The sequence below is a fragment of the Providencia sp. PROV040 genome (assembly GCF_032706145.1).
Classification (GTDB): Bacteria; Pseudomonadota; Gammaproteobacteria; order Enterobacterales; family Enterobacteriaceae; genus Providencia; species Providencia hangzhouensis.
Map to the genome: position 1 here is coordinate 1,450,776 of NZ_CP120530.1, position 22,706 is coordinate 1,473,481.

A 22,706-nucleotide genomic window follows, 5' to 3' on the forward strand; every position below is an offset into this window, starting at 1 on the left:
AAATATTTCCTCTTGTTAGATAACGCCGCTCCATGAAAGTGTCACTTGACCAATAAGTGCAGCGAATAAGAATGTTCCCGTAAAGACCGCCAGTGAAACTGGGATGATGCGCCATGAAATAGCTTTAAATTTATCAATATCTTTACCGAGTGAAAGACCGGCAAATGCAAGTACCGTCGTACTAATAACAGCAAGTGATATTTTACCTGTCATTGCGATCATTTCTTTATCGTAAGGGAATAACGGTGAACACAAACCGGCAGCAATTAAAGATACCCAGAAAATTACAGGTAACTTACCTAATGGCGGGATTTGTGCAATTAAGTATGCCACAAATGACATCCCCCCTAATAATGCCATGGCGATAAGTGAGTCACTAAAGACTGTGCCAAAGCTACCGCGGCCATAAATTGAACCGCCGAGTGCATCACCCAGTGAAGTGAAGATGATGACTAACACGATGATTATTGCAATTTCTGCCATCTTTTTCATGATCTTATATCCTTATTCTGTATCTGCTGATGCTGTTGCACGTTTTCTTTTCAACTTGTTGTATAAGAAAGAGGCAAACGGTAAGGAGAAGAAAATATAGATGTACAGACCTAATACTGAAGACATCAAGTTTGCGGAGGATGAAAATGCTTGAATATCCGCAGCGTGTTCAGGATAAAGCTCCAATAATGGTGCGACTGACGCAGCTAGCATCGAGCCACTTCCGACCCCGGCTCCCATTGCTAAAGCGAGAGGGCTCATAATATCGAGTCCAGCGATAACACTGGCGATGATGCCCATCCAAACGGCTCCGTACAATGTTCCGCAAATATACATTGCCATAACACCGCGGCCTTCTGGTGAACTTAAACCATATTTGGCTTCGATAATGGCAATATTAGGTTCACGACCCATGCCTAACATGATAGCAAGTGGTAAACCAAGTAAAATGGTACCGATAAAGTGACCGATTTCTTGCAATATTAATGCGCCACCGGCTTGAATAATTTTTTCCCAAGATGCACCAACGGAGGTGCTTAATTTTGCAATTAAGATAACTAACGCGACACTCATTATAGAGCTAGCGTGTGCCATGTTTTTTTCGCTGAGAATTTTGAATTTTGGAAAACTGATAATACCACCCATCAACATGGAATAAAGCATTGGAAAAACCATAACTAAACTGATTTTAATTTGCCCTATAGCTTCCGAAAGAAGAATGATAAGTAAGCTAACCAAAAGCAACTTACTATCTTTTAATATACCCATAGTGTTACCTTTCATTGGAAATGTTTTTAAGAGTTATTCGTATATATTTATAATAAAAATGCATCATTTTCGTATTCATACTATCCATGAAACTATTTTCCTGACAATATTCCAAAAGTCTCTTAGCCATGCCGAAAAGGCATGGTTAAAATCAATAAATTAAAATAATTAATAAAAATGGAGTCTTTGAATTATTTTTCGCATTTCAATATTAAAAATATTTTTATTTTTCAGTGCGATACGAAAATTTATTAAATTTTTAACATGTTGTTTCATAAGTGATTTTTATTTTCAGATGCATTAATGCGAAGAGTTATCAAATACCTAATAAATGTGAGGTTGTTCAGGTTTTATGTATTTTTATATGAAAAGGGTTTATTTTTATTTATTTTGCATAATGGTGAAAATTGAAGGATTCTTGGGTTTTGTTGTTGTATTTTTTGGTTTTAGGTTCTACTTTAATCTGATTTAAATTTAATTATTGGTTTAATAAACCAATGCATTTTTTTGTTTTTCTTTCAAAAAAATTTGATAAATTACAATAATAGTGTATTTGGCAGTGATATTTGACTTGGATCGCAATTCTGAATATTCATTAATTAGAAAGCAATAAATGAGTCGAAATTTTATTTTAGTCTAAATGCTGATATTAATGTTATCCGTAACATATCAACTGCTATTTGTTTATAGCATCTCAAAAAATACAAAGGCACGAATGGCGCGAACAAAAAAGTATTTATTGTTAATTTATGGTGAGTCATCTTTTTATCACAACGGTATTGTAATCGGTAAATCTAATGCAAGGTGTTTATGGCCATTACCCTAAAAGATATCACCAAAGACAATTGGGTGGATATCATATGCCTCGAAATAACCAAAGTGCAGGAAGACTTTGTCGCTCTTAACTCAGAGTCAATCGCAGCCTCAAAATTTTTTGATTATTATATTAATCGAGGTATCTATGTTGATGATGAGCCTGTTGGCTTTGTTCAATATTATTCAAACCATGAAAATGGTAGGCCTGAAGAAGTGTTTATTGACCAATTGATGATTGATATAAAACATCAAAGAAAAGGTTTTGGTTCTAAGGCTATTCCGCTAGTTCTCGAGGAAATTAAAAATTTGGGCAAATATAAGTCCGTATCAATTTGTTATGTCGAAGGTAATGACATCATGAAACCTTTTTTTGAACAATTTGGCTTTTCTGTTGTTGAGCAAGATGAATTTGATGAAACTATTATGCGGTTATTTTTCTGATACTAAAGTGATAAATATCCACTCTAACTTAAAGTTAGCAGCGGATATTTATAGAGCGGTAAATCGGCAGTATTTATCTAAAATTGCGCATTTAATCCTAAGCGTAGTGTGCGGCCCGGGGCTGGCATCATACTACGTGTCAGTGGGTCGATATAATAACGATCAGTTAAGTTGGTTACTAAGAATTCGACATTAATATTTTTGTCAATTTGGTAACTTGCATAGGCATCCGCTGTAAAGGTGGGTGTCCAGTGCATTGGGCTGTTGTTCGCCATCGAATAACTTCCCGGGAACTGTTGCATCAGTTTGCGTTCATCTTTATTTTGCACACTACTGGTATAACGTAAACGTGTTCCCACTTCGAGATCTTCATCCATAAAGCGCATGCCTAGGTTGGAGTTAATCGCATATTTAGGCTGTAATTGTGTGCGTAAAAAGCCACCGGGGAAACCTGCTGTTGTACATTGGGAGAGATTATAACGGTTAGTTGGGTCTAAATTAGCGGGCGCGGAGTCATCACAAACTTCATTTTTGAGGCGGTAATCAACACCAATATCCATAAATACCCCACCATTATCGTAGCGAGCTAAGGCTTCAATCCCTGCGGTTTTATGTTCTTTTACTTGAACGAAATTAAGACGCCCATCGCGGTCAAATGCATTTTCGATGACCGTATGGTAATAGCCTATTTTAACATCGGCATGGCGTTCTGCTCCGAGGAAACCCTGTAAATTACGTGAATAACCAAATTCAAAGGTTTTTGCACGTTCGGGTTTAAATGCCATCCTCTCTTTACGAGCTTCACTTTCGCCTGCAAATCCAATGCTACTTTCGAAGATACTCGGTAAGCGTACTGTTTCAATGTAACGTGCATAAACCCGGTCGTTATCAGACAACCAAATATTGGCACCAAAAGCGGGGGCCCAGCCATGGCTTTTTTGCTTGCCTGAGAATTTCCATTTTTCTTCTTCAGTAAGTTCACGTTTGATGTCATCTGATGGGTGTGAGTAACTTGAACCATACACATAAACTTCTTTACCGGTTACTGGGTCTACTGCGCGAGCTTGAGAGTCAAAAGTTCCGTTATGGAAAGGGTTCGTTTTGGTGGTATAGCGCCCATCGTTATCTGATTTCCATTCAGTGCGGAAATTAACGTCTAAAACGCCATTTTCTTCTGGGTGCTGAGAGTTTTTTCTCTTGGTGATGTAAACGGTATAGTTTGTATCATCAAGTCCTATTGTTTTGAGTAAGATTTGTTTGTTTTGATAGGCACCATTGAAGGGTTGGTAACCATTGGCAACAGCCTTATTATATTCTTCTTGAGTTAAAATTCGGTTGTAATTGATCTGTTTTGCAAGTCGTTCATCAGGGTTTTGAAAACCTTTGGTTCGATTGCGCATTTGCTCTTTTAAGTAATCATCCTCTGTCCAGCCATCAATATATTTTGCACCAGCATCCAATTCCAACCAACTCGTTGGACGATAGTTAAAGTTAAAGGCAATACTGGTTTCTTGCCGATGTCCTTTGCGTGGAAGGGCAATAAACGGGCTAGCCGTTTGCGATGGTGGTACGTCGTTAGAGTCTAATTTTTCTTTGAGCATTGAGCCGCGAATGGTTAAATCAAGATCGGGCGTGAGCGCCATGGTATTGCGTAAATTAAATCCAATACGGTCATTTTCAGAATTGGTTGCTGCGGTATTAATTAAAGTTCCATCAATGTTAGGATCTCTTCCATCACCATAACCATATTCAAACCCCCAATCACGTTCTTTAGGCTCTCGTGGGTAACCACCAGAGGTGTTGGTATCTCCTACCGAATGCGTCATCCACACATTTGCATTTAGATCAATCCATTGATTATCATCAGGTTTCCATTTGTATTCCGCATTATAGGCATTGACCGTAAAGTGAGCTAATGGCCATTGTGGTAATACTTGTTTTCCTTCCAGCTCAGCAAATCCTAAACGTGAAGGCATAATTTCACCATAGGTACTTTCACTCCGGCGAAAGCCAAGGTGTAATGTTTGGTTTTCAGTGAGATATAAATTGGTTTTGACTAAATAGGATTCCAGCTCATTAGAGGTATTAGTCACTTCTTTTCCGGGGCGAAATACATTCGCGGCAAAAGGTAAGTAAGGGTCTGGGCCAAGTTGTTGCTGTACTGTTTGTTGTTCATTTAATTGAACAGATTCTTTATAACGGTGAGCGCCATTTTTCCCCGCAAAGTAGTTACCTTGCCGGCGATAAGCATAGGCGGCCATTAAATCAAATTTTTCTTGTCGGGTCCCAACCGCGATCCTTCCTCCGTTATCTTTAAAATTGAAAAATTGAGCATTTCCACGGGATTTCGGTGTGATGTTAACAACGGGGTCGGAAAGGACAGAGTTCTTATTTTTATAAATCTCAGGGTGATCTCGGTAATCTTCGCCATAACCATAGTGGGGAATACGTTCACGAGTTGAATTACTGCTGGTTTCCAATTTTAAGCTGACACCAAACTTTTCATCCGGTGCAACAACATCATCTATCCCTATGGTTCTGATGGCTATCCCTCCACCGACAGAGGTTTTTATATCGCCAGCGAGAGAACCACTTTTTTCAATCTCAATGCTACTAATGAGGTTTGGGTCCACATAGTTACGGTTATTTGCGCCATTATAACCCCGATAAACGGTGAGTGATTGTTCTGTGCCGTCAACCGTGACAGGAACACGCTCTTGCCCTTGGATCCCTCGAATATTTGGGTCTAACGCACCACTGTTTCTCGCATCACCGCTATAGACACCAACTGCACTATTTAGCACATCTGCAGTACTGGTGCCTTTATAACGTTCAACAAGGTCTTTTCCTAAATAAATTTTAGAACCTTTGGCATCATATTGGTCATCGTAACCTTGTTGATCTCGTTCTTTGATGGTTTTTGCTGAATCTTGAACGGTAATGGTGCCGAGGTGTTCTTCTTTTTCCCCTAAAGCGGTTATTGGAATAAAAAGAGCAGTAATAATTGCAGTAGTAATAGGTGTTAATTTATATTTATACATAGTGTTTTTCTCTGTGCCATAACGCTTAAAAACGGGTTTCTAACCCAATAGAAATTTCGTGCTGGTGGTAGGAGTAAATTCCATCCGCGGAACTGCGATTGTCACGAAAGCGGTAACTGGTATAAGGCGTGAATGTGAGCAATGAATAATTTGGAAAGCTGAGTCGCGCAAAATACATAGCTTCTTTATCATGGCGTTTTACATTCAACATTTGGTTGAAGGCCTTGAATTGGCTTTCTCGATAAGTTGCGAGTGCCAGTAAATGAATATCGGGTGTGAGTACGGTATACAAGCCACCTCGGATGCCTAGCTGGTCATAATCATCACTACGAACTTCAGTCGTGAGACGAGTTGCATCAGCCCCTAAAAAGAGGGAAGTATCTGGGGTAATACCATAGACACCCGTTAGATGTAGGCTACTTCGATCGCCATCAGCACTGTCATACGGTTTTTGGTAATGAAGTTGTTGGTAGTCAGCGGAGGTACTGAGGATAACCCGAGGTGTAAATTGGTAGTCGGCTTCAATTTTGCCGCCCATACCTAAATAACGGCGCTTTTCATTAACCGTTTTTAATTCAATTAATGGGCCAAAGGCGATAGTCGTATTTGCATCATTAAAACGATATAAAGTTGCCAAAGAAGAGGTATTTTCACTGAACTCGGCATAGTGAGGATACCGGTCGCCATAAGATGTGCCCTTAATTTGTAAGGAATGGTTGCTCGAGATAGGAATAATTTTACTTAGGCTTGCGTCATAGGTGAGCCCTGGCGATGACTTAGGGTTAGCCATTTTCCAGGTTCCCCCCGGAGTTTCCCAAACTTTATTTTTATCAGGAACTTGGTTGATATTACTGTTGTATTTATAGCCAAAAGAGAGGCTTCCTGTCCAAGCAGTACGGTTTTCTATAGCATCAATAAATTGTTGAATTGTTTGCTTTACACTGGCAGGTAATGCGAGTGTTTCATCGTTGATTAAATTTTGGAATAAAGCCAAAGACTCCTTATTTTGATTATCTTCAAAATAAGCCCGGGCAAGTTCCAATTTAATGCGAAGAAACTTTGGTGAAAGTGCCAGTATTTGTTGGTAGTGGGCAATTGCTTCAGGGTAATGGTTTTGCGCTTTAGCAGTTTCTGCTTTTGCAAATAAAATAAGCAATGGGTCCGCATCAGTTAGCTGCTGGTAGCGAGGCAATAAGCGTTGTACGTCTTGAAATTGCCGATGGTTGATTGCCAGATAAATTGCCTGTCCTAAGTCTTGAGCGTTATTTTTTAGGGTATAGTTTTCCCCATTTAGTTTTATTGATAGGTCATCTGGGAGTAGCAATTGATCTTTATTGGGGACAACTGCACTTTTATCACGATAATTTTGTTTATCTTTTTGCCATAACAACTGTTCTCGGTCAGTATCCAAGCTAGCTGGAAATGCAGAGAACGCAACCATAAGCATCATGATGGCAGGGGGTAATAGCAGATATCGCATAGGATTAGCTTCGGTAATAAAAGGCTGTGGCCAACTACCTGTCACGTTTTATAGTTGGCCACTGAGGTTAATTTACGGATTACTGGGAGATATTCCCACGGCTTCCACCAAAGGCCATGTCTTTGCTGTGGTCGCTAAATTCAGTTACCCCTGCAATATGTTTAGCTTGGTCGCCAAAGAAGTGCCCATTTGTTGAGCCTGATTCACCATTAAGAGTGGCCGCTCCGGCGAAAGTGGCATTGTTATTTATGGTGGCATTAATATTGGTTGAACCAATATTCCCTGCTAAGGATTTAGTTCCAAAGTTGGCTGTCAGAGTACCTGCGGCTAGGGCACCTCCATTATATTGGCTTATCCCTTTAACAGAGTATTCCGCAGTGCCCGCTGTTGGCATATTGGTGGTGACATCTTTACCAGAGTAGTAAGCCGTGTGTGTTGTGTCACTAGCTTGTCCGGTTGATGACCATTCGCCGAAATAGACTTCTGCATCTGCTACTTTTGCAAAGTTAAATACGCCCATTTTGTCATGTGAACCAGAGCTATTAGGCATAGAGACCACATGTGCTTCATTCCCTGGTTGTTTTGGCGCCATTTTTGTTAACCCAGAGAATGAAATGATTTTTCCACCGTAAACAGATTGCACACCAATACCAGGATCACCCGCAGCACCACCATGTCCACCACCGGTTCCTTCTGTCGCTCCAACACGAATGGAAGGTTCATTGGGATCGAAAGGTTGGCTTTGCCCAGAACCGATTGCTGCAGAAGCACCAAAAGTCATTGTGCAGGTTGCGAGTGCTAGAGCGATAATATTTAACTTTTTCATCGAAATACTCCATTTTTATTAAAGATATTAACGATACTATTGATTAAGAAATTATTATTTCGCATATATATGACGAGAGTTATTAAATCAAATAATAATATAAATGCAAATGATAATTCTTCGCATTGACATTAAAATAATTATGGGTATCAATGGGATAGTGGTATTTAGTTTATTGTTAGTTGTTGATATTACGATTTATTTTTGTAATTAATTTGTTGGTTTATCAATTTTTATGATAATTATTTTTTAATAAAAAAGTTAAACTAGTCACATTTTAATGTGTTTGATTAAAAGAGTTACATAAAAAACATTAAAGTTAGTGTTGTTTACTGTTTCATCATCGGCGCTAGTCAATGGCGGGCTAAATAAATTAAAATAGTAAATGAAAATAAGGCGCATTATCATTAATGGTGTGGTAATTTAGCTTTTACCGATCACTATTAGATTAATATTTACTCAAAATGCTAAGGGATAAAGTAATGGCACCATGGTTAATTTTTGGCGCTGGTGGAAAAGGTGTTGGCCATCAGATTGCTCAGTTGGCAATAGCAGAGAAACATCCTGTCATCGCAGTTGTACGTAATAGGCAATCTGCAGCAGCGTTAGAGGCTGTAGGGGTGCAAGTTTTCATCGGCGATGCTTGTGATAGCGAGGTGGTTAAAGCTGCATGCCATGCCGCAGGAACAAATGCCACAGTTATTTCAACCATGGGAGGTACGCAAGATTATTTAGCTCACCGTACGGTGATTGATTGTGCCGAGCAAGCGGGTATATCTCGCATGGTGTTAGTTACGTCATTAGGCTGTGGAGATTCATGGCCTTATTTATCTGCTCGGTCACGCGCTGCGTTTGGTCAGGCAGTGAGAGAAAAATCCCTTGCGGAATCATGGCTACAAACTAGCTCGTTAGATTATGTGATTATTCGCCCTGGTGGGTTATTACATGGTGAACCAACGGGAAAAGCAGTTCTTCAACAAGAGGTTGAAGTTCATGGGTTAGTGATGCGCGCGGATGTTGCTTCACATGTTTACCAGTTGGCTAAGCAAGGGGAATTGAAAAAACAAATTTATAGCGTGGTACAACCCGGTCTGACACCCTCTTAATAAAACCAAGGATTTTTTTGCATAGTGACAACGACATCATAACTATCCTCAATTATTTGTTTATTGCCTTAGACTCGCATAATTTTGAACAAGTTATTCAAGTTTTAGGGGAACAAACAGAAAAGCATAAGGAGACAATCATGAATATTGCGCAACGATTGCAAGATAAAGGACGACAAGAAGGACGGCAAGAAGGGCTGCAGGAAGGATTTCAAAAAGGCAAAGAAGAGGCAAATATAACAACGGCGCGGAATCTTTTGGAACAAGGAGTTAGTATCGAGATAATAATGAAAAGCACTGGGCTGAGCCGTGAAAAACTTATTTCTTTACAGTAACTCAGGTGTTATGACTCAGATTTAAAAGGGATATTATTTATCAATATCCCTTTATTTAATAATAGTTGAATAATATATAAATTATTTAAATGGCATCTACTAGGTTTGCTTATCCCATTGAACTAGTGCTAACGACAGTTGACTCAAAGCGGCATAAAAACCAAACTCATCATACCGTTGGCAATTTTGGCTAAATATTGGTAGCCATTGCAGTAAAAGTGACAAGGTTTTTAGGCGCAATTGCCTTACTTTTTCTTGGTCCAAATGGGCTTCATTTAATGAAAAATGTAAGTGACTTAATAGCTCTAAAAAAATTGAAATATGATCAGAAGGCTCGTTAAATGCCTCACTGGTTTCCATTCCAGCCTCGGCTAATAAGTACTTAATTTGTTCATTACCTTGCTCACAGTTTGGATAAACTGAGGCGTAAGGTAAAGCTGATTGCTTATCAGACATTAAAAATAAGCTACAGAAGTCGGCGGCTAATTCGAGTTGTGCATCATTTCGCATTATTAGCGCTTGGACTTTTGTTTTAACTGCTTGAATTGGCAAAGTTAGAACGGGTTCCTGCTCGACAGTCGTAAACCAATCCATCATTTCGCTAGATTGAATCTGTGCTAACGTTGCATTATCTAATTCACGTGAGAACAATTGTGCTAGCCATGCATAAACACATGCTATTTGTTCTAGCGACAAAGTGATTTGTTTTGTCATTTGTTCACCTGTGATGCAGGAACATATTCACATTGAGCAACCATTTCAATTGGCCCATCGAATGCATTGACGTTATCCACTTGTCCTGTGTATTTTTCTATCTCCACTAAGGTTGTATGTGCGCTGGTGGCCTGCGCTAATTGAGAGGTTCCAATATCAAGCGTTAATACGTTTGGGTTTCCGTATTTGCACAGGGAATTGATTTCTCCACCCTTAGTCGGGTCATACCAAGCTCCTTCATGGATACGAGCAACGCCTTCTGTATATAAGTCAGAAACTACGGCTCCTGCTAACACTTGCCCGCGGTCGTTGAAAACACGAACAATATCACCATTTTGTATGCCTCTAGCTTTCGCATCTTGAGGGCTAATAAAGACCGGCTCTTTGCCACTCACAGAATAATATTGACGTAATACAGGGGACTCGCACAATTGTGAGTGTAAACGAAAATCGGGATGTGCGGATTGCAAATGTAGTGGCCATTTTTTTGAACCTGGACCACCATGAGAGCGTTCTGCTTTTTCGAACCACATTGGGTGACCTTGGCAATCATCATATTGCATATCAGCAATAGTTTTTGAGTAAATTTCAATTAAACCACTCGGTGTCCCTAAAGGTTCTAAGTCGGGATCTTCCCTAAATGCTTGATGACGAACAAACATTTGTGGATGTTCAAATTCCACATAGCCTTCTTTTTCCCAGAACGTATCGAAGGAGGGTAAATGAATACCACGGCCTTTTCCTTGTTGGCTGCCTTCTTGCCAAATGCGTTTTAGCCAGCCCATTTCGTCCAAACCTTCAGTAAAGGCTTCTTCACGACCAAAACGGCGGCATAGGTCACGTAAGATATCGAAGTCATTACGTGACTCAAACTGCGGTTCAACGAGTTGTTTCATCGCAATAATGCCACGGTTTGAGTGATTGCCGTATTGGTCAAGGTCATTACGTTCAAATTGTGTGGTTGCCGGTAATACGATATCGGCAAAACGACAGGTGGATGTCCATTGATTATCAATAGAGACAACCGTTTCTAGTTTTCGCCAACCTTCAATAATACGGTTAATTTGTTGGTGGCGGTGGAATGGGTTGGTTCCGGCAAATACACACATTTTTAGTGGAGGTAATTTAACTGCTTTACCGTTCCAGTTGATTGTTTTTCCGGGTTCTAAAATAGCATCAATAAAACGAGCAATAGGGATGGTGCTGCTGTAGCCTTTGTAGTCATTGTTATCATGAATAGGTGGCACTTTGGTTGAGCCGGAAAAACCACTTAAAATAATTCCCTGGCGGCTTGGGGTTCCTGCTCCATTATAGTGCCAACCGAAACCAAATCCTCCACCCGGTAAGCCAATCTGACCTAACATCGCAGCCAAAACGACAATCATCCAAGACCATTGTTCACCATGTTGCATACGTTGAACACACCAACCTGCGATGATTTGGGTTCTATCTGCTGCCATTTGGCGGGCTAAAGCGCGGATTGTGTCGGCATCAATGCCACAGATTTCAGCCGCCCATTGTGTATCTTTGGGTTGTCCATCTGTTTTTCCCATTAAGTAGGGAACAAATTGCTCGAAACCAACACAATATTCTTTTAAGAAAGTTTTATCATGTAAGTCTTCACTGTAAAGTGTGTGGGCGATGGCTAATTGCAGTGGGACATCCGCTTGCGGGTTAATCGCAATATGCTGAACATTGGTACGCCCAAGGTAATCATGAGTTGAGGTGATTATTGGGTCGATACTGATGACTTTTATCTCGCCATTAGCGGCTTTTTCTTTCAGTTGTTCATAATATTCATAAACGTCATGATCAGGACACCACCAGTTAGCTTGTTGGTTTTTAATCAGGTCAGAGCCCCATAATACGATGGTTTTACTATTTTTAAGGACTAGCGGCCAAGAGGTTTGTTGTTCATAAACCTCCATTGACCCGACAACTCGAGGTAAAATCACTTGTGCAGCACCCGTTGAGTAGTCTCCGCCAGTACTGACACTATTACCGTGCAGCGCAATGGCGCGGGCTAACATACCTGATGCATTGTGGAGCATCCCTGTCGATTGCCAGCCATTTGCAGTAAGTAATCCACTTGGTCCATAAGTTGTTTGAATACGTTCTAATTCTTGATAGAACAAATCAAGGGCCTCATCCCAAGAAACACGTACGAAGCGGTTATCACCTCGTTGTGAGGTGTCACTTAAATGGCGTTTACGTAGCCAGTCAACACGCACCATTGGGTAACGGATACGGGCAGTGCCATGCACATGGTCAGGCAATCCTGCAATCATTTTTGATGGAAATTTATCGTGTTCAAAGGGTTTTGCTTCGATAAAACGGCCATCAACTACGGTAGCGCGAATTGCGCCCCAGTGTGACCCAGTTAGAATGCCTTCTTGTACCACCGCAGTTTGTTCTCCAGCTGTTGCAGCGTTAGCCTTACGTGGTGTTAATAGGGAAGGGCCTAACATACCCGCAACAGTGAGCCCGCCAAGCTGGAACAAAAAGTGTCGACGAGAAGCTTGAAAAGTTGGATTATTTTTCATTCTGTACTCCGTTATCACCGTGTGAAGATCCTGCGGTATCAGATGCATTCATTTGTAAGTATTTCAATAAGGTACGCTCTTCTCGCTTATCTAAACTGGTAAAGCCAATCATACCATTTAATGTGCCTATCCAACCGTTAGCATCAAAGTGAGCAATATCTGGCGCGCCATGGCATTGATTACAAGAACCGTTATATAAAGAGTCTGCATAAGCCCATATCGGTTTGATATCATTGACCATATCACCTTGCTGCATCCATGCAGTCGCTTGCAGTTTGCTCCATGACGTATCTGTTGCAGCGACGACGGTGCTTTCTAAATTTTTCACATTTTCTTGAACATCACCACGTATCGAAGCTACGAAAATTCGCTTGCCGGGGAATTCAGATAGAACTCGTTGGCGACCATCGGTTTCTGTCCACCCTGTGATTTCAACTTGTAGCCAATCGCCATCACGTTTTAGGACTTTCACCTCTGAGGCAGGAAGTAACGAGCCAGCGGGGTCTTTATCCCCTTTATTGGAATATAAAGGTTTAATATCAAGTGAATAAAGAATGTCAGCATCACTATTTGCTTTCGCCCTTAACTCATCAAATTGCTTACGAAAGCCACTGCTCATATCGGGTAATTGGTGGGCAATCCCTTTATGGCAGTCAATACATGACTGATTTTCTTTCGCAGCGATTTGCATTTGGCGAGCTGCTTCTGGATTTTGTTTAGCGTGATCCATTGAGTCATAATCATGGCAAGAGCGGCAAGTAGCAGAATTATTTTCTTTCATGCGAGCCCACTCGCGTTCCGCAAGTTCGGCACGTTTGGCTTCAAATTTTTCTGGGGTATCTATCGAGTGAGCAATAAATGTTTGATAAATATCATTGCTTGCTTCGAGTTTCCGTTTAATCATGCCTGGAAGGTCGGAGGGAATATGGCAGTCATGGCATTCTGCGCGTACGCCAGATGCATTTTGGAAATGTACAGATTGCTTATATTCTTCGTAAACGGGTTCCATGCTATGGCAACTGACACAAAACTCGGTGGTGCTAGTCACTTTCATCCCAACATGGGGAACAACGATTAACGCAACACCCACTGCAATCCCGACAACGATTAACGTTAGCATTGACCAACGAGCACTTGGTTTTCGCAACGCTCTCCAGAGTTTCCGCATAATAGCCCCTGTAATTATATGGTTTAATACAGGCGATCTTATTGAGTTAATATGAATAGCGGTACTAGTCAGAATGAACAGCTTACGGCAAGATATGGGCAAATATGAACAGATATGAACAGAAGAGAGTATATCAATGACATCACATCATATTGTGGTTGTTGAAGATGAACCCGTTACTCAGGCTCGCTTACAGGCTTACTTTGAGCAAGAAGGGTATCGTGTTTCTGTAACGGGGAATGGCGCGGGGCTACGCGAAATTATGGACCAGCAAGCCGTTGACTTGATTCTGTTGGATATTAATTTACCAGATGAAAACGGGTTAATGTTAACAAGGGCACTACGTGAGCGTTTCACGGTAGGAATTATTTTAGTCACAGGTCGCTGTGACCAAATTGACCGTATTGTGGGTTTAGAAATGGGAGCCGATGACTATGTTACTAAGCCCTTGGAACTCAGGGAATTAGTCGTTCGCGTTAAAAATTTACTTTGGCGAATTGACCTTGCTAAGCCTTCGCAAGCTCAAGTTGTTTCACAAGATAATTGTTATCAGTTTGCTGGCTATTGCCTAAATGTTTCGATGCATACGCTCGAATTTGAGCATCAGGCTATCAAACTCACACGGGCTGAATATGAAATGCTAGTGGCTTTTGTGACGAACCCGCGGGAGATTTTAAGCCGAGAACGTCTTTTACGTATGTTATCTGCCCGACGAGTTGATAACCCTGACTTACGTACCATAGATGTACTTATTCGCCGTTTACGCCATAAAATCAAAGCGGATTTATTAGTGACTCAGCATGGTGAAGGCTATTTTTTAGCCGCCGATGTATATTGATATACGGGCCTAAAGCCTCCTGGAGATAATGAGTTGCGTAAGTGTTCACTATCTGCGTTTTGTTGGGTAAGCACTAAAATCGGCGGGCTTATATTGTTTGGAACCGGCTGCTTTTGTAGTACTTTGATGGCTTGTTCAATCACTAGCTCACCTTGCCAAACCATTTGGTCGCTGGCAGCCATAATAATTCGGCCTCTTTTTAACCCGCGGTAGACTTGGTGAGAAAGGTAAAAAGAGACAATATTCAATGGGTTCGTTAAGTTTCGGCCTTCACCCATTGCGGCCTCAGCAGCAATAGCAGTGCCAACGACGACATCGACATCAGGGTTACGCTCTAACATTTCATGTAATAGATTGCGTTGAACCTCAAGGTCGTTATCCCCTTGCGCCACATCCACAATTTGTACTTGGCTACCTGCAATAGCTTCTCGGAATCCTTGCTCCATTTCATGGCTGCCTCCGGCATTTAATGGGCCAGGCATAAGTAAAACTTTCAATGGTTTACCTTGACTCCATTGGACTAAATAGCGCCCCGGTTGATAACCCATTTGAAACCAAGGTACACCAACGCGGGTTTTAATTGTTTTATCGTGTGTCGCATTGATGACTTCAATGACAGGCGTATTTTCTACCAGTTGGCTAAGGTTTGGAAAAGTTGTGGTGCTACTGCCTAGTAAGATGGCATCTGCTCCCCATTGTTGGCACTGTGTAATTTGCTTTTGTTGGGTTGCTAGTTGGTTATATCCACCGGCTTCTAATACGTTTAGGTCAATGCCATAGTGTTTTGCCGCTTTTTGCATTCCGTAATTAATTGATAACCAATAAGAATCTTTTAGGCTAGGATAAAGCGCACACAACTTCCATGTTTTTGTGGCGGTAACGGGATCATGTGGTTGCTGGTCAAAATGCAGTGTGTCACGCCACTGAATTAGTGAGCTATCGTGCGCCGTTGCTAGGCTCAACAACGAGTGAAATGTGAACAGTAGTAAAATCAATACACGCATGATAGCCTCACAAACCAGAAACCTTTATCCTAAATGCATTCTTGCTGCTAACTCAACCATTTTAATTTTTAGGCTAACCAAACCGTGAATTTATCACTAACTAGACGACTATGGATGGGCTTTGCGTTGATGGCTGCATTGACCTTTATTAGCACCCTTGTGGGGTGGTACAACTTACGTTTTGTTAGCCAAGTTGAACAGGCCAACACCGAGGCTCTGATCCCAACCATGAATATGGCAAGGCAACTGAGTGAAGCGAGCGCTTGGGAGCTATTTTCTGCACAAAATCTCACAAATGCAGATAGCGAAAGTATTTGGTTAGCACAAGGACGAATGTTAACGGCACAAAGCCTTAAAATCACTAATTTACTGAAAATATTAAGAGAACAAGGCTTTAATACACAAAATATTGAACAACAAGAAAAAGAAATTGCTCAGTCATTAAGCCAACAGGGTGAATTAGTTGGGCAGCGGTTAAAACTGCGCGTAGAGCAACAACAATTAAGGCAGCATATCATTGCGGCGGCGGGTGATATCGCTCAAATGGCACATGGTCAGGCAAACAATGCCGCCACCTCAGCGGGAGCAACTCAAGTCAGTATTTACGACCTTATTGAAAGGAAACAAGGGGAACAAGCACAACAAGCCCTTGATCAACTAATTGATATTGACCTTGAATATGCCAGCCAAATGAATGAGCTTCGATTAAGCGCGATGCGTGTACAGCAAATGGTACTTAATTTAGGTTCAAACCAGCCCCACCGCAATATGGCCGAATTAGAAAAACAGTTGAATTCTGCAGTTAAAATCTTACAACGTCGGCAAAAATATATTGAAGATCCTGCAGTGCGAGGCCAAGTAGAAAACGCGTTAAATAGCGTGAAGCGCTATACTGAGTTAATCGCGTTGTACCGGCAAGATAACGACATCACAACACGTTTACAGATTTTATCACAAAATAATATTGACCAATTTGCACGTTTTAGTAGTGAAGTAGCGCAATTAGTTGACATCATTGAGCTTCGTAACCAAACCGCATTGGGACAACTTAAACAAGCCAGTGAACGAGGGCAGAATTGGTTGTTAGCATTGAGTATTGTCTCATTACTCTCACTTATCTTGATCCTTTGGCGAGTGGTTTATCGTTTAGTGACAAAGCCGTTGGCACAGCAAACCCAAGCCCTTCAACGCTTATTAGAGGGCGATATTGACTCTGCATTTCCTGAAACTGCAGGGGTGAAAGAGCTTGATACGATTGGCCGTTTAATGGATGCATTTCGTGAAAGTGTTCATGCCTTAAATAATCAGCGTGAACAGCTAGCAGACGAAGTCAAAGCGAGGACGGCAGAATTGCGCGTGATGGTTGTTGAGCACCGCAAAGCTCGTTCTGAAGCAGAACAAGCCAATCAGGCTAAATCGGCATTTTTAGCGGCAATGAGCCATGAAATTCGCACTCCTCTTTATGGGATTTTGGGGACAGCGCAACTGTTATTAGAAAATAAAGCACTTAGCCAATATCATGATGATTTATATGCGATTACTGACTCAGGTGAATCTTTATTAGCAATTTTGAATGACATTTTGGACTACTCCGCAATTGAAGCTGGGGGACAAAATGTTTCCATCAATGATGAGCCTTTTGAGCCCAAGCCGTTATTAGAAAGTACTTTGTATTTAATGAATGCCAGTAATAAAAATAGTGCTATTCAGTTAGTTGCAGATATTGCGGATGATTTGCCGATTGCTTTACAAGGGGACCCGCTACGGATCCGACAAATTATCACGAATTTACTCAGTAATGCATTGCGCTTTACTCAAAAGGGGCAAATCACTTTGCGTAGTTGCCGTTATGGTAAATATTGGTTTATTGAAGTGGAAGACACAGGGTGTGGCATTGATAGCTCGCGATTTACTGATATTTTTAAGCCATTTGTGCAAGTAGATAGCCAGCGGGGTGGTACAGGGCTTGGGCTGACAATTAGTGCAAGTCTAGCGCAAGCGATGGGAGGTGAATTGACGGTTAGTAGCCAGTTGGGGAGCGGGAGCTGCTTTCGTTTAACATTGCCGCTATGTATCACCTCTCATCCAGTGGTTAAATCGGCTGAGCTGCCATTAGACATGCGAGGTGTGAATTTATTACTCATAGAAGACAACCCATTGACTCAAAAAATCAGTGGAGAAATGTTAACCCGCAGTGGGGCTCAGGTAACCATTGTTGGCTCTGCTGCTGAGGCTTTGGCGACTCTACAAACTGGTCAACAATTTACGGCGGCATTGGTGGATTTTGGCTTACCTGACATCGATGGTATCACCTTGGCTAAACAAATAGCGAAAACTTACCCTACATTGATTTTGATTGGTTTTAGTGCTCATGTGATTGATGAAACATTGCGCCAACGAACCAGCCAAGTTTTTCGCGGTATCATTCAAAAACCGGTACCAAGAGATATGTTAAATCAATTAATTGTTAAATATATTTCAGGTGGTGAATATACATTGTCTGATTCTGGTGTTCAGGGAGAAGTTATAAATTTACAACAGCTTGCCAGTGATGCCGAATTAATGGGATTCCAGAAAATTCGCGAATGGGTGAGTATTTTTAAACAACATTCCTTGCCTTTGCTCGATCAAATTGACATTGCACGAGCAGAAAGTAACGCAGAACAAATAAAGCGCCTTGCTCACCAGTTAAAAAGCAGTTGTGCCAGTTTGGGAATGCAAAACGCAGTACAAAGCTGCGTATTACTAGAACAGCAGCCAATGGCGGATACCCAATTGAAGGATGATATCCAGCAAGGCTTACGGGCTATTGATCAATGGTTGAATAAAATACATTGACTCTTTAACTAGCCCGTAAGGTTAACAAAGATATATATTCAGGACAAAAGCTTAGCGAGCAACCCGTAGGCCCCCGGTCACACCTTGTGGGCTCCAAAGTATTTGCCATAATTGAATATCTCTCGCTCTAAATGCACCTGCACAAGCATTTAAATAATAAGAAAACATGCGTTTGAAGCGAGGCGTGTAATTATGTTCGAGCTCTGGCCAAGCCGCTTGAAAACGGGAATACCACGCCATAAGTGTATGGTCATAATCTGCACCAAAATTATGCCAATCCTCCATTACCAGTTTGCCTTCGCTGGTTTCGCCAATATTTTGTACAGACGGTAGGCAGCCGTTTGGGAAAATATACTTGTTAGTCCATGGGTCGACATTGACTTTATTTTGATTAGAACCAATGGTGTGAAGTAAAAACAAACCATTAGTTTTTAAATTGCGTTGAATAACATCAAAGTAAGTCGCATAGTTTTTAGGCCCGACATGCTCAAACATGCCTACAGAGACAATACGGTCAAATTGGTCGTTGAGATTCCGATAATCGTCTAATTTAATATCGACATCTAAGCCTGCACAGCGAGCTTGAGCATATTTTTGTTGCTCAGCGGAAATAGTGACACCCGTGACAGAAACTCCATAGTTTTTTGCTGCATAGGCAGCTAGCCCGCCCCATCCACAGCCGATATCCAGTAATCGCATACCTGGTTTTAATTGCAGTTTTTCGCAGATTAAATTTAATTTTTGTTCTTGAGCAAGAGGGAGGTTTTCAGGAACCGTTTCTAAACCTTTCCAGTAGCCGCAAGAATATTGCATATAAGGGTCGAGCATCAGGGAAAATAAGTCATTCCCGAGGTCGTAATGTTCTTCTCCAACAATGCGAGCACGTTTTAGGGTTTGTAAATTGCGAACGCGTGCGACAGCAATTTTCAATGTATCACTGAAATTATGAGGTATTTTTTTATCGAGCTTATGGCGTAATACATGTTGGAAAAATATGTCTAAACGTTCGCAATCCCACCAACCATCCATATAGCTTTCACCTAATCCTAATGAGCCTTGTTGTAGCACTCGTTTAAAGAATTGGTGGTTGTGAACTTGAATATCGAAAGGGCGGGAGCCATTAATTTTAATACCAGCTTCACTTAATAATTCAGCAGCAATGCGTTGCCAAGAATCGATAGTATTTTTTTGGTTAACGACTTGTTCAGTACTCATCTGATCTCCAATTTTTTTCAAAGTGGGATTCAGAGAACTTTATTTGTGACGTATTCGCGGTACAGCAAAACAGGAATATTGGCCACCGCTGCATGACAGTCAGTGTATTAGCGTTATTGTTGCTATAAATAAAGCTCAAATCCAGTTTCAGATAACTCTCTAAAAAATATAAAACGTTCGCATTGAATTTCAATAGAAATTGCGCTTAATACTTAGAAATGGCACTTATAACCAAAAAAGGAGTTCTTATAAGACGTTTATTTGCTCACCAAAGCTTTCAAGCTCTGCAATAAGTATTGGATTAAGTCTAGTATATAGGAATGAATTTTGTGTAAGAATTACGTTATTAGTTGCTTTTTATCCGATTAAGATTAGTTCTTCGGGCTGGTTTTATTTAAATTAATGATGAGCTATAAGACAATTGGCTCACCTACTGTTGTAGAGAGCCATTTTGGAATAAAAAATTAATGGTTAGATTTTTGGAGTATATCCATAACGGATTGTTTCCGTTTGTTCTAAATGAATTTGGGTTACCGCAGGTTGGGTATTGGCAATCACCTGACCATCACGAACCGAATAACGTACAGGAACTTGACGGCGCACGGCATCGAAGCCATTTTCTGCAGGTAAAATCAATAAACTAGCGCGTTTTCCTTCACTAACGCCATAATCTTGCAAGTTCAACGTACGTGCGCTGTACTCACTAATCAGTTTCAGCCCATCATTGATTTGCTGGTAACCCATTAATTGGCAAACATGTAACCCCATATGCAGGACTTGCAGCATATTAGCTGTACCAAGTGGGTACCAAGGGTCAAAAACATCATCGTGGCCGAAGCAGACATTAATATCTGCGGCTAGCATCTCTTTCACTCGCGTAATCCCACGGCGTTTGGGATAAGTATCAAAGCGGCCTTGTAAGTGAATATTCACTAGCGGGTTAGCCACAAAGTTAATCTCAGACATTTTTAGCAGACGAAATAAACGAGAAGTATAAGCGCCATTGTATGAATGCATCGCAGTGGTATGGCTTGCCGTGACGCGAGAACCCATCCCCTGTGCATGTGCTAGCGCTGCGACAGTTTCCACAAAGCGGGATTGTTCATCATCGATTTCATCACAGTGGACATCAATCAAACGGTCATATTTTTGTGCTAAAGCGAACGTTTTATGGAGTGATTCTACACCATACTCACGAGTAAATTCGAAATGTGGAATAGCACCAACGACATCGGCTCCAAGGCGTAGTGCTTCTTCTAACAAGGCTTCGCCATTTGGATAAGACAAAATACCTTCTTGTGGAAAAGCAACAATTTGCACATCAACCCAAGGCGCGATTTCTTGTTTTACTTCTAACATCGCTTTCAGTGCGGTTAATGTTGGGTCTGACACATCCACATGGGTGCGAACATGTTGAATACCATTGGCAATTTGCCATTTAAGGGTTTGCCACGCGCGGTTTTTAACATCCTCGTGGGTAAGCATCGCTTTGCGCTCCGCCCAACGTTCAATGCCTTCAAAGAGTGTTCCAGACTGGTTCCAGCTTGGTTGCCCAGCGGTTTGAGTAGTATCCAAGTGAATATGTGGCTCAACGAAGGGCGCGGTCACCAAACCACCTTCACCGTCTAAGCTGTTTGGCAATATTTCGCCTTCAGGTTGTGGAAGGATAGCTTGAATTTTTTGGTTGTCGATATCAATACGCCACAGCCCATCACGCTCGGGTAAACGGATATTATGGATATGTTTGATAGTTTGATTAAGCACGGGTCATCTCCGAATCAGTAGTATGGCGGCGATTTAATAATGGGTTAAGGATAGCGTAACATAATGCACCACCCAGCACGGCATTGACAGGGACAATACCTGGTAACCAGTTACCTGCGATAACCCCAGCGGCAACAGCGATTAATGCACTGATGTTGACATCACGCATTTTACTGCGGTCAAAGGTTTCATAGCGGTGACGGTACATGAGGTAGTCGGCGATGATAATTCCACCAATAGGGGGAATAGCCGCAGATAAGAAAGTTAGCCAGCCGACAAAATTATTATATAACCACAGTGCGCATAACGTTCCTACCAGTCCATTGACAATGGATAAGGTTTTGCTGGATAACCCGGTGATATTGGCAAACCCCAAGCCTGACGCGTATAGGGCGTTATCATTAGTTGTCCAAATATTTAGACCTAAAACGATAATTGCGGGTAATAGCAAACCTTGAGCAATCATCACATCAGAGATATCTGCCATACCTAATGATGCAGCGCCAGCGGCGCCAAAGATAAACATCAATGAGTTACCAAGGAAAAAGGCAATAATAGCGACAAGTACTGCAATTTTAGGTCTTCGCCCGAAACGCACAAAATCGGCCGTTAATGTTCCTGCACTCACAAAAGAGCCTACCACCATGGCTAAAGCAAGGTTAAAATCGATGGGTTTTGCGGGTACGACAGCCTGCAATGCACTCATTCCACCCATATCAGTGATAGCAAGGTAAACGGAGTAACTACCGAGTATCGCAATGGCAGGAACAGCAACGATTGACAGAACTGTAAGAGCAGAAATACCAAAAAACACAGTAACGGTCATTAAGACCCCGGAAATACCAATTAACCAGTTGATATCCCAGCCTGTTGCTTTACCAACAGGAATGGCAAACATCGCAACACCGACACCAAACCAGCCAACTTGTGTGCCGCCCAATAGGAAAGAGGGGAGCCATGAGCCTTTAATACCAAAAGAATAACGAGCAAGAAGGTGAGTGGTTAAGCCTGTTTTAGAACCAATAAAACCAAGAAATGCGGTGTAGATACCAAGAAGAAGATTACCGATAAGAACTGCGAGGAAGAAATCATGAAAATCAAGACCGGTACCGAGAGCGCCTCCGGTCCACATACTGGCGGAAAAGAACGTTAAACCTAGCATCACAAAGGTTAATGCTAGTCCGCCTTTCCGCGCCGATATGGGCACGGGGCCATGGCTATAATTTTTATCGTCAGGCACGATTGTCTCCAGTTATTTTTTTCAGGCCAAAAAATCCGACGCATTTTATAGCCATCAAAACAAAAAGCAAACGTTTT

At 41.4% G+C, this 22,706-nt stretch carries 17 protein-coding genes; 5 read left to right on the forward strand and 12 right to left on the reverse strand.

All coding sequences use genetic code 11. From position 1 onward, the window contains the following. Window positions 1-15 precede the first annotated feature (15 nt). Window positions 16-492 (reverse strand): hypothetical protein, encoded by a 477-nt coding sequence (locus P3L40_RS06595; RefSeq protein ID WP_094961301.1) that lies wholly within the window; start codon window positions 490-492, stop codon window positions 16-18. A gap of 12 nt (window positions 493-504) precedes the next feature. After that, window positions 505-1,260 (reverse strand): DUF3100 domain-containing protein, encoded by a 756-nt coding sequence (locus P3L40_RS06600; protein ID WP_272693262.1) that lies wholly within the window; start codon window positions 1,258-1,260, stop codon window positions 505-507. A gap of 810 nt (window positions 1,261-2,070) precedes the next feature. On the opposite strand from P3L40_RS06600, the gene P3L40_RS06605 reads away from it, so the two are divergent. Next, a complete protein-coding gene (locus P3L40_RS06605) occupies window positions 2,071-2,517 on the forward strand; it encodes a GNAT family N-acetyltransferase (protein WP_136135169.1) in 447 nt (148 codons plus the stop codon). 77 nt (window positions 2,518-2,594) lie between these two features. On the opposite strand, the gene P3L40_RS06610 is transcribed toward P3L40_RS06605, so the two are convergent. The 3 genes from P3L40_RS06610 to P3L40_RS06620 form a co-directional block, all read right to left on the reverse strand. Beyond that, window positions 2,595-5,558 carry a TonB-dependent receptor plug domain-containing protein gene (locus P3L40_RS06610; RefSeq protein ID WP_136135168.1) on the reverse strand — a complete coding sequence of 988 codons (2,964 nt, stop codon included), beginning with the start codon at window positions 5,556-5,558 and terminating at the stop codon, window positions 2,595-2,597. Window positions 5,559-5,583: 25 nt separating this feature from the next. Then, entirely contained in the window at window positions 5,584-7,038 is a 1,455-nt protein-coding gene (locus tag P3L40_RS06615) for a porin family protein (RefSeq protein ID WP_210852385.1), read from the reverse strand. 79 nt (window positions 7,039-7,117) lie between these two features. Then, window positions 7,118-7,864: a Slam-dependent surface lipoprotein gene (locus tag P3L40_RS06620; RefSeq protein WP_196731632.1), complete on the reverse strand. Its 747-nt coding sequence runs from the start codon at window positions 7,862-7,864 to the stop codon at window positions 7,118-7,120. Window positions 7,865-8,346: 482 nt separating this feature from the next. Here P3L40_RS06620 and P3L40_RS06625 point away from each other — a divergent pair, with 482 nt between their 5' ends. Both P3L40_RS06625 and P3L40_RS06630 read left to right on the forward strand, forming a co-directional pair. Then, window positions 8,347-8,970 (forward strand): SDR family oxidoreductase, encoded by a 624-nt coding sequence (locus P3L40_RS06625; RefSeq protein ID WP_036958498.1) that lies wholly within the window; start codon window positions 8,347-8,349, stop codon window positions 8,968-8,970. 140 nt (window positions 8,971-9,110) lie between these two features. Next, on the forward strand, window positions 9,111-9,305 hold the full coding sequence (locus P3L40_RS06630) for a hypothetical protein (RefSeq protein ID WP_228676962.1): 195 nt from the start codon (window positions 9,111-9,113) through the stop codon (window positions 9,303-9,305). A gap of 99 nt (window positions 9,306-9,404) precedes the next feature. Here the strand turns inward: P3L40_RS06630 and torD are convergent, their stop codons facing one another. The 3 genes from torD to torC are packed head-to-tail and all read right to left on the reverse strand — an operon-like array spanning window position 9,405 to window position 13,730. Continuing rightward, a complete protein-coding gene (gene torD / locus P3L40_RS06635; RefSeq protein ID WP_210852387.1) occupies window positions 9,405-10,019 on the reverse strand; it encodes a molecular chaperone TorD in 615 nt (204 codons plus the stop codon). Beyond that, window positions 10,016-12,562, reverse strand: a complete 2,547-nt coding sequence (gene torA / locus P3L40_RS06640) for a trimethylamine-N-oxide reductase TorA (protein ID WP_272515378.1) — start codon at window positions 12,560-12,562, stop codon at window positions 10,016-10,018. Before torA ends, torD begins: the two co-directional genes overlap by 4 nt. After that, window positions 12,552-13,730, reverse strand: coding sequence for a pentaheme c-type cytochrome TorC (gene torC / locus P3L40_RS06645; protein ID WP_094961309.1), 1,179 nt, complete (start codon window positions 13,728-13,730; stop codon window positions 12,552-12,554). Before torC ends, torA begins: the two co-directional genes overlap by 11 nt. A gap of 136 nt (window positions 13,731-13,866) precedes the next feature. Here torC and torR point away from each other — a divergent pair, with 136 nt between their 5' ends. After that, a complete protein-coding gene (torR, locus tag P3L40_RS06650) occupies window positions 13,867-14,568 on the forward strand; it encodes a two-component system response regulator TorR (RefSeq protein ID WP_004262356.1) in 702 nt (233 codons plus the stop codon). Here torR and torT read toward each other — a convergent pair. Next, window positions 14,541-15,572, reverse strand: a complete 1,032-nt coding sequence (gene torT, locus P3L40_RS06655) for a TMAO reductase system periplasmic protein TorT (protein ID WP_094961310.1) — start codon at window positions 15,570-15,572, stop codon at window positions 14,541-14,543. The two genes, torR and torT, sit on opposite strands and share 28 nt — an antisense overlap. An 84-nt stretch (window positions 15,573-15,656) precedes the next feature. Between torT and torS the strand changes: the two genes are divergently transcribed. After that, window positions 15,657-18,410, forward strand: coding sequence for a TMAO reductase system sensor histidine kinase/response regulator TorS (gene torS, locus P3L40_RS06660; protein WP_210852392.1), 2,754 nt, complete (start codon window positions 15,657-15,659; stop codon window positions 18,408-18,410). Between the two features lie 51 nt (window positions 18,411-18,461). Here the strand turns inward: torS and cfa are convergent, their stop codons facing one another. From cfa to codB, 3 genes are all read right to left on the reverse strand, one after another. Further along, a complete protein-coding gene (gene cfa / locus P3L40_RS06665; protein WP_110592198.1) occupies window positions 18,462-19,625 on the reverse strand; it encodes a cyclopropane fatty acyl phospholipid synthase in 1,164 nt (387 codons plus the stop codon). Window positions 19,626-20,096: 471 nt separating this feature from the next. Further along, entirely contained in the window at window positions 20,097-21,389 is a 1,293-nt protein-coding gene (locus tag P3L40_RS06670; RefSeq protein ID WP_136135161.1) for a cytosine deaminase, read from the reverse strand. Next, window positions 21,382-22,629: a cytosine permease gene (gene codB, locus P3L40_RS06675; RefSeq protein WP_004262339.1), complete on the reverse strand. Its 1,248-nt coding sequence runs from the start codon at window positions 22,627-22,629 to the stop codon at window positions 21,382-21,384. Before codB ends, P3L40_RS06670 begins: the two co-directional genes overlap by 8 nt. Window positions 22,630-22,706: the final 77 nt, after the last annotated feature.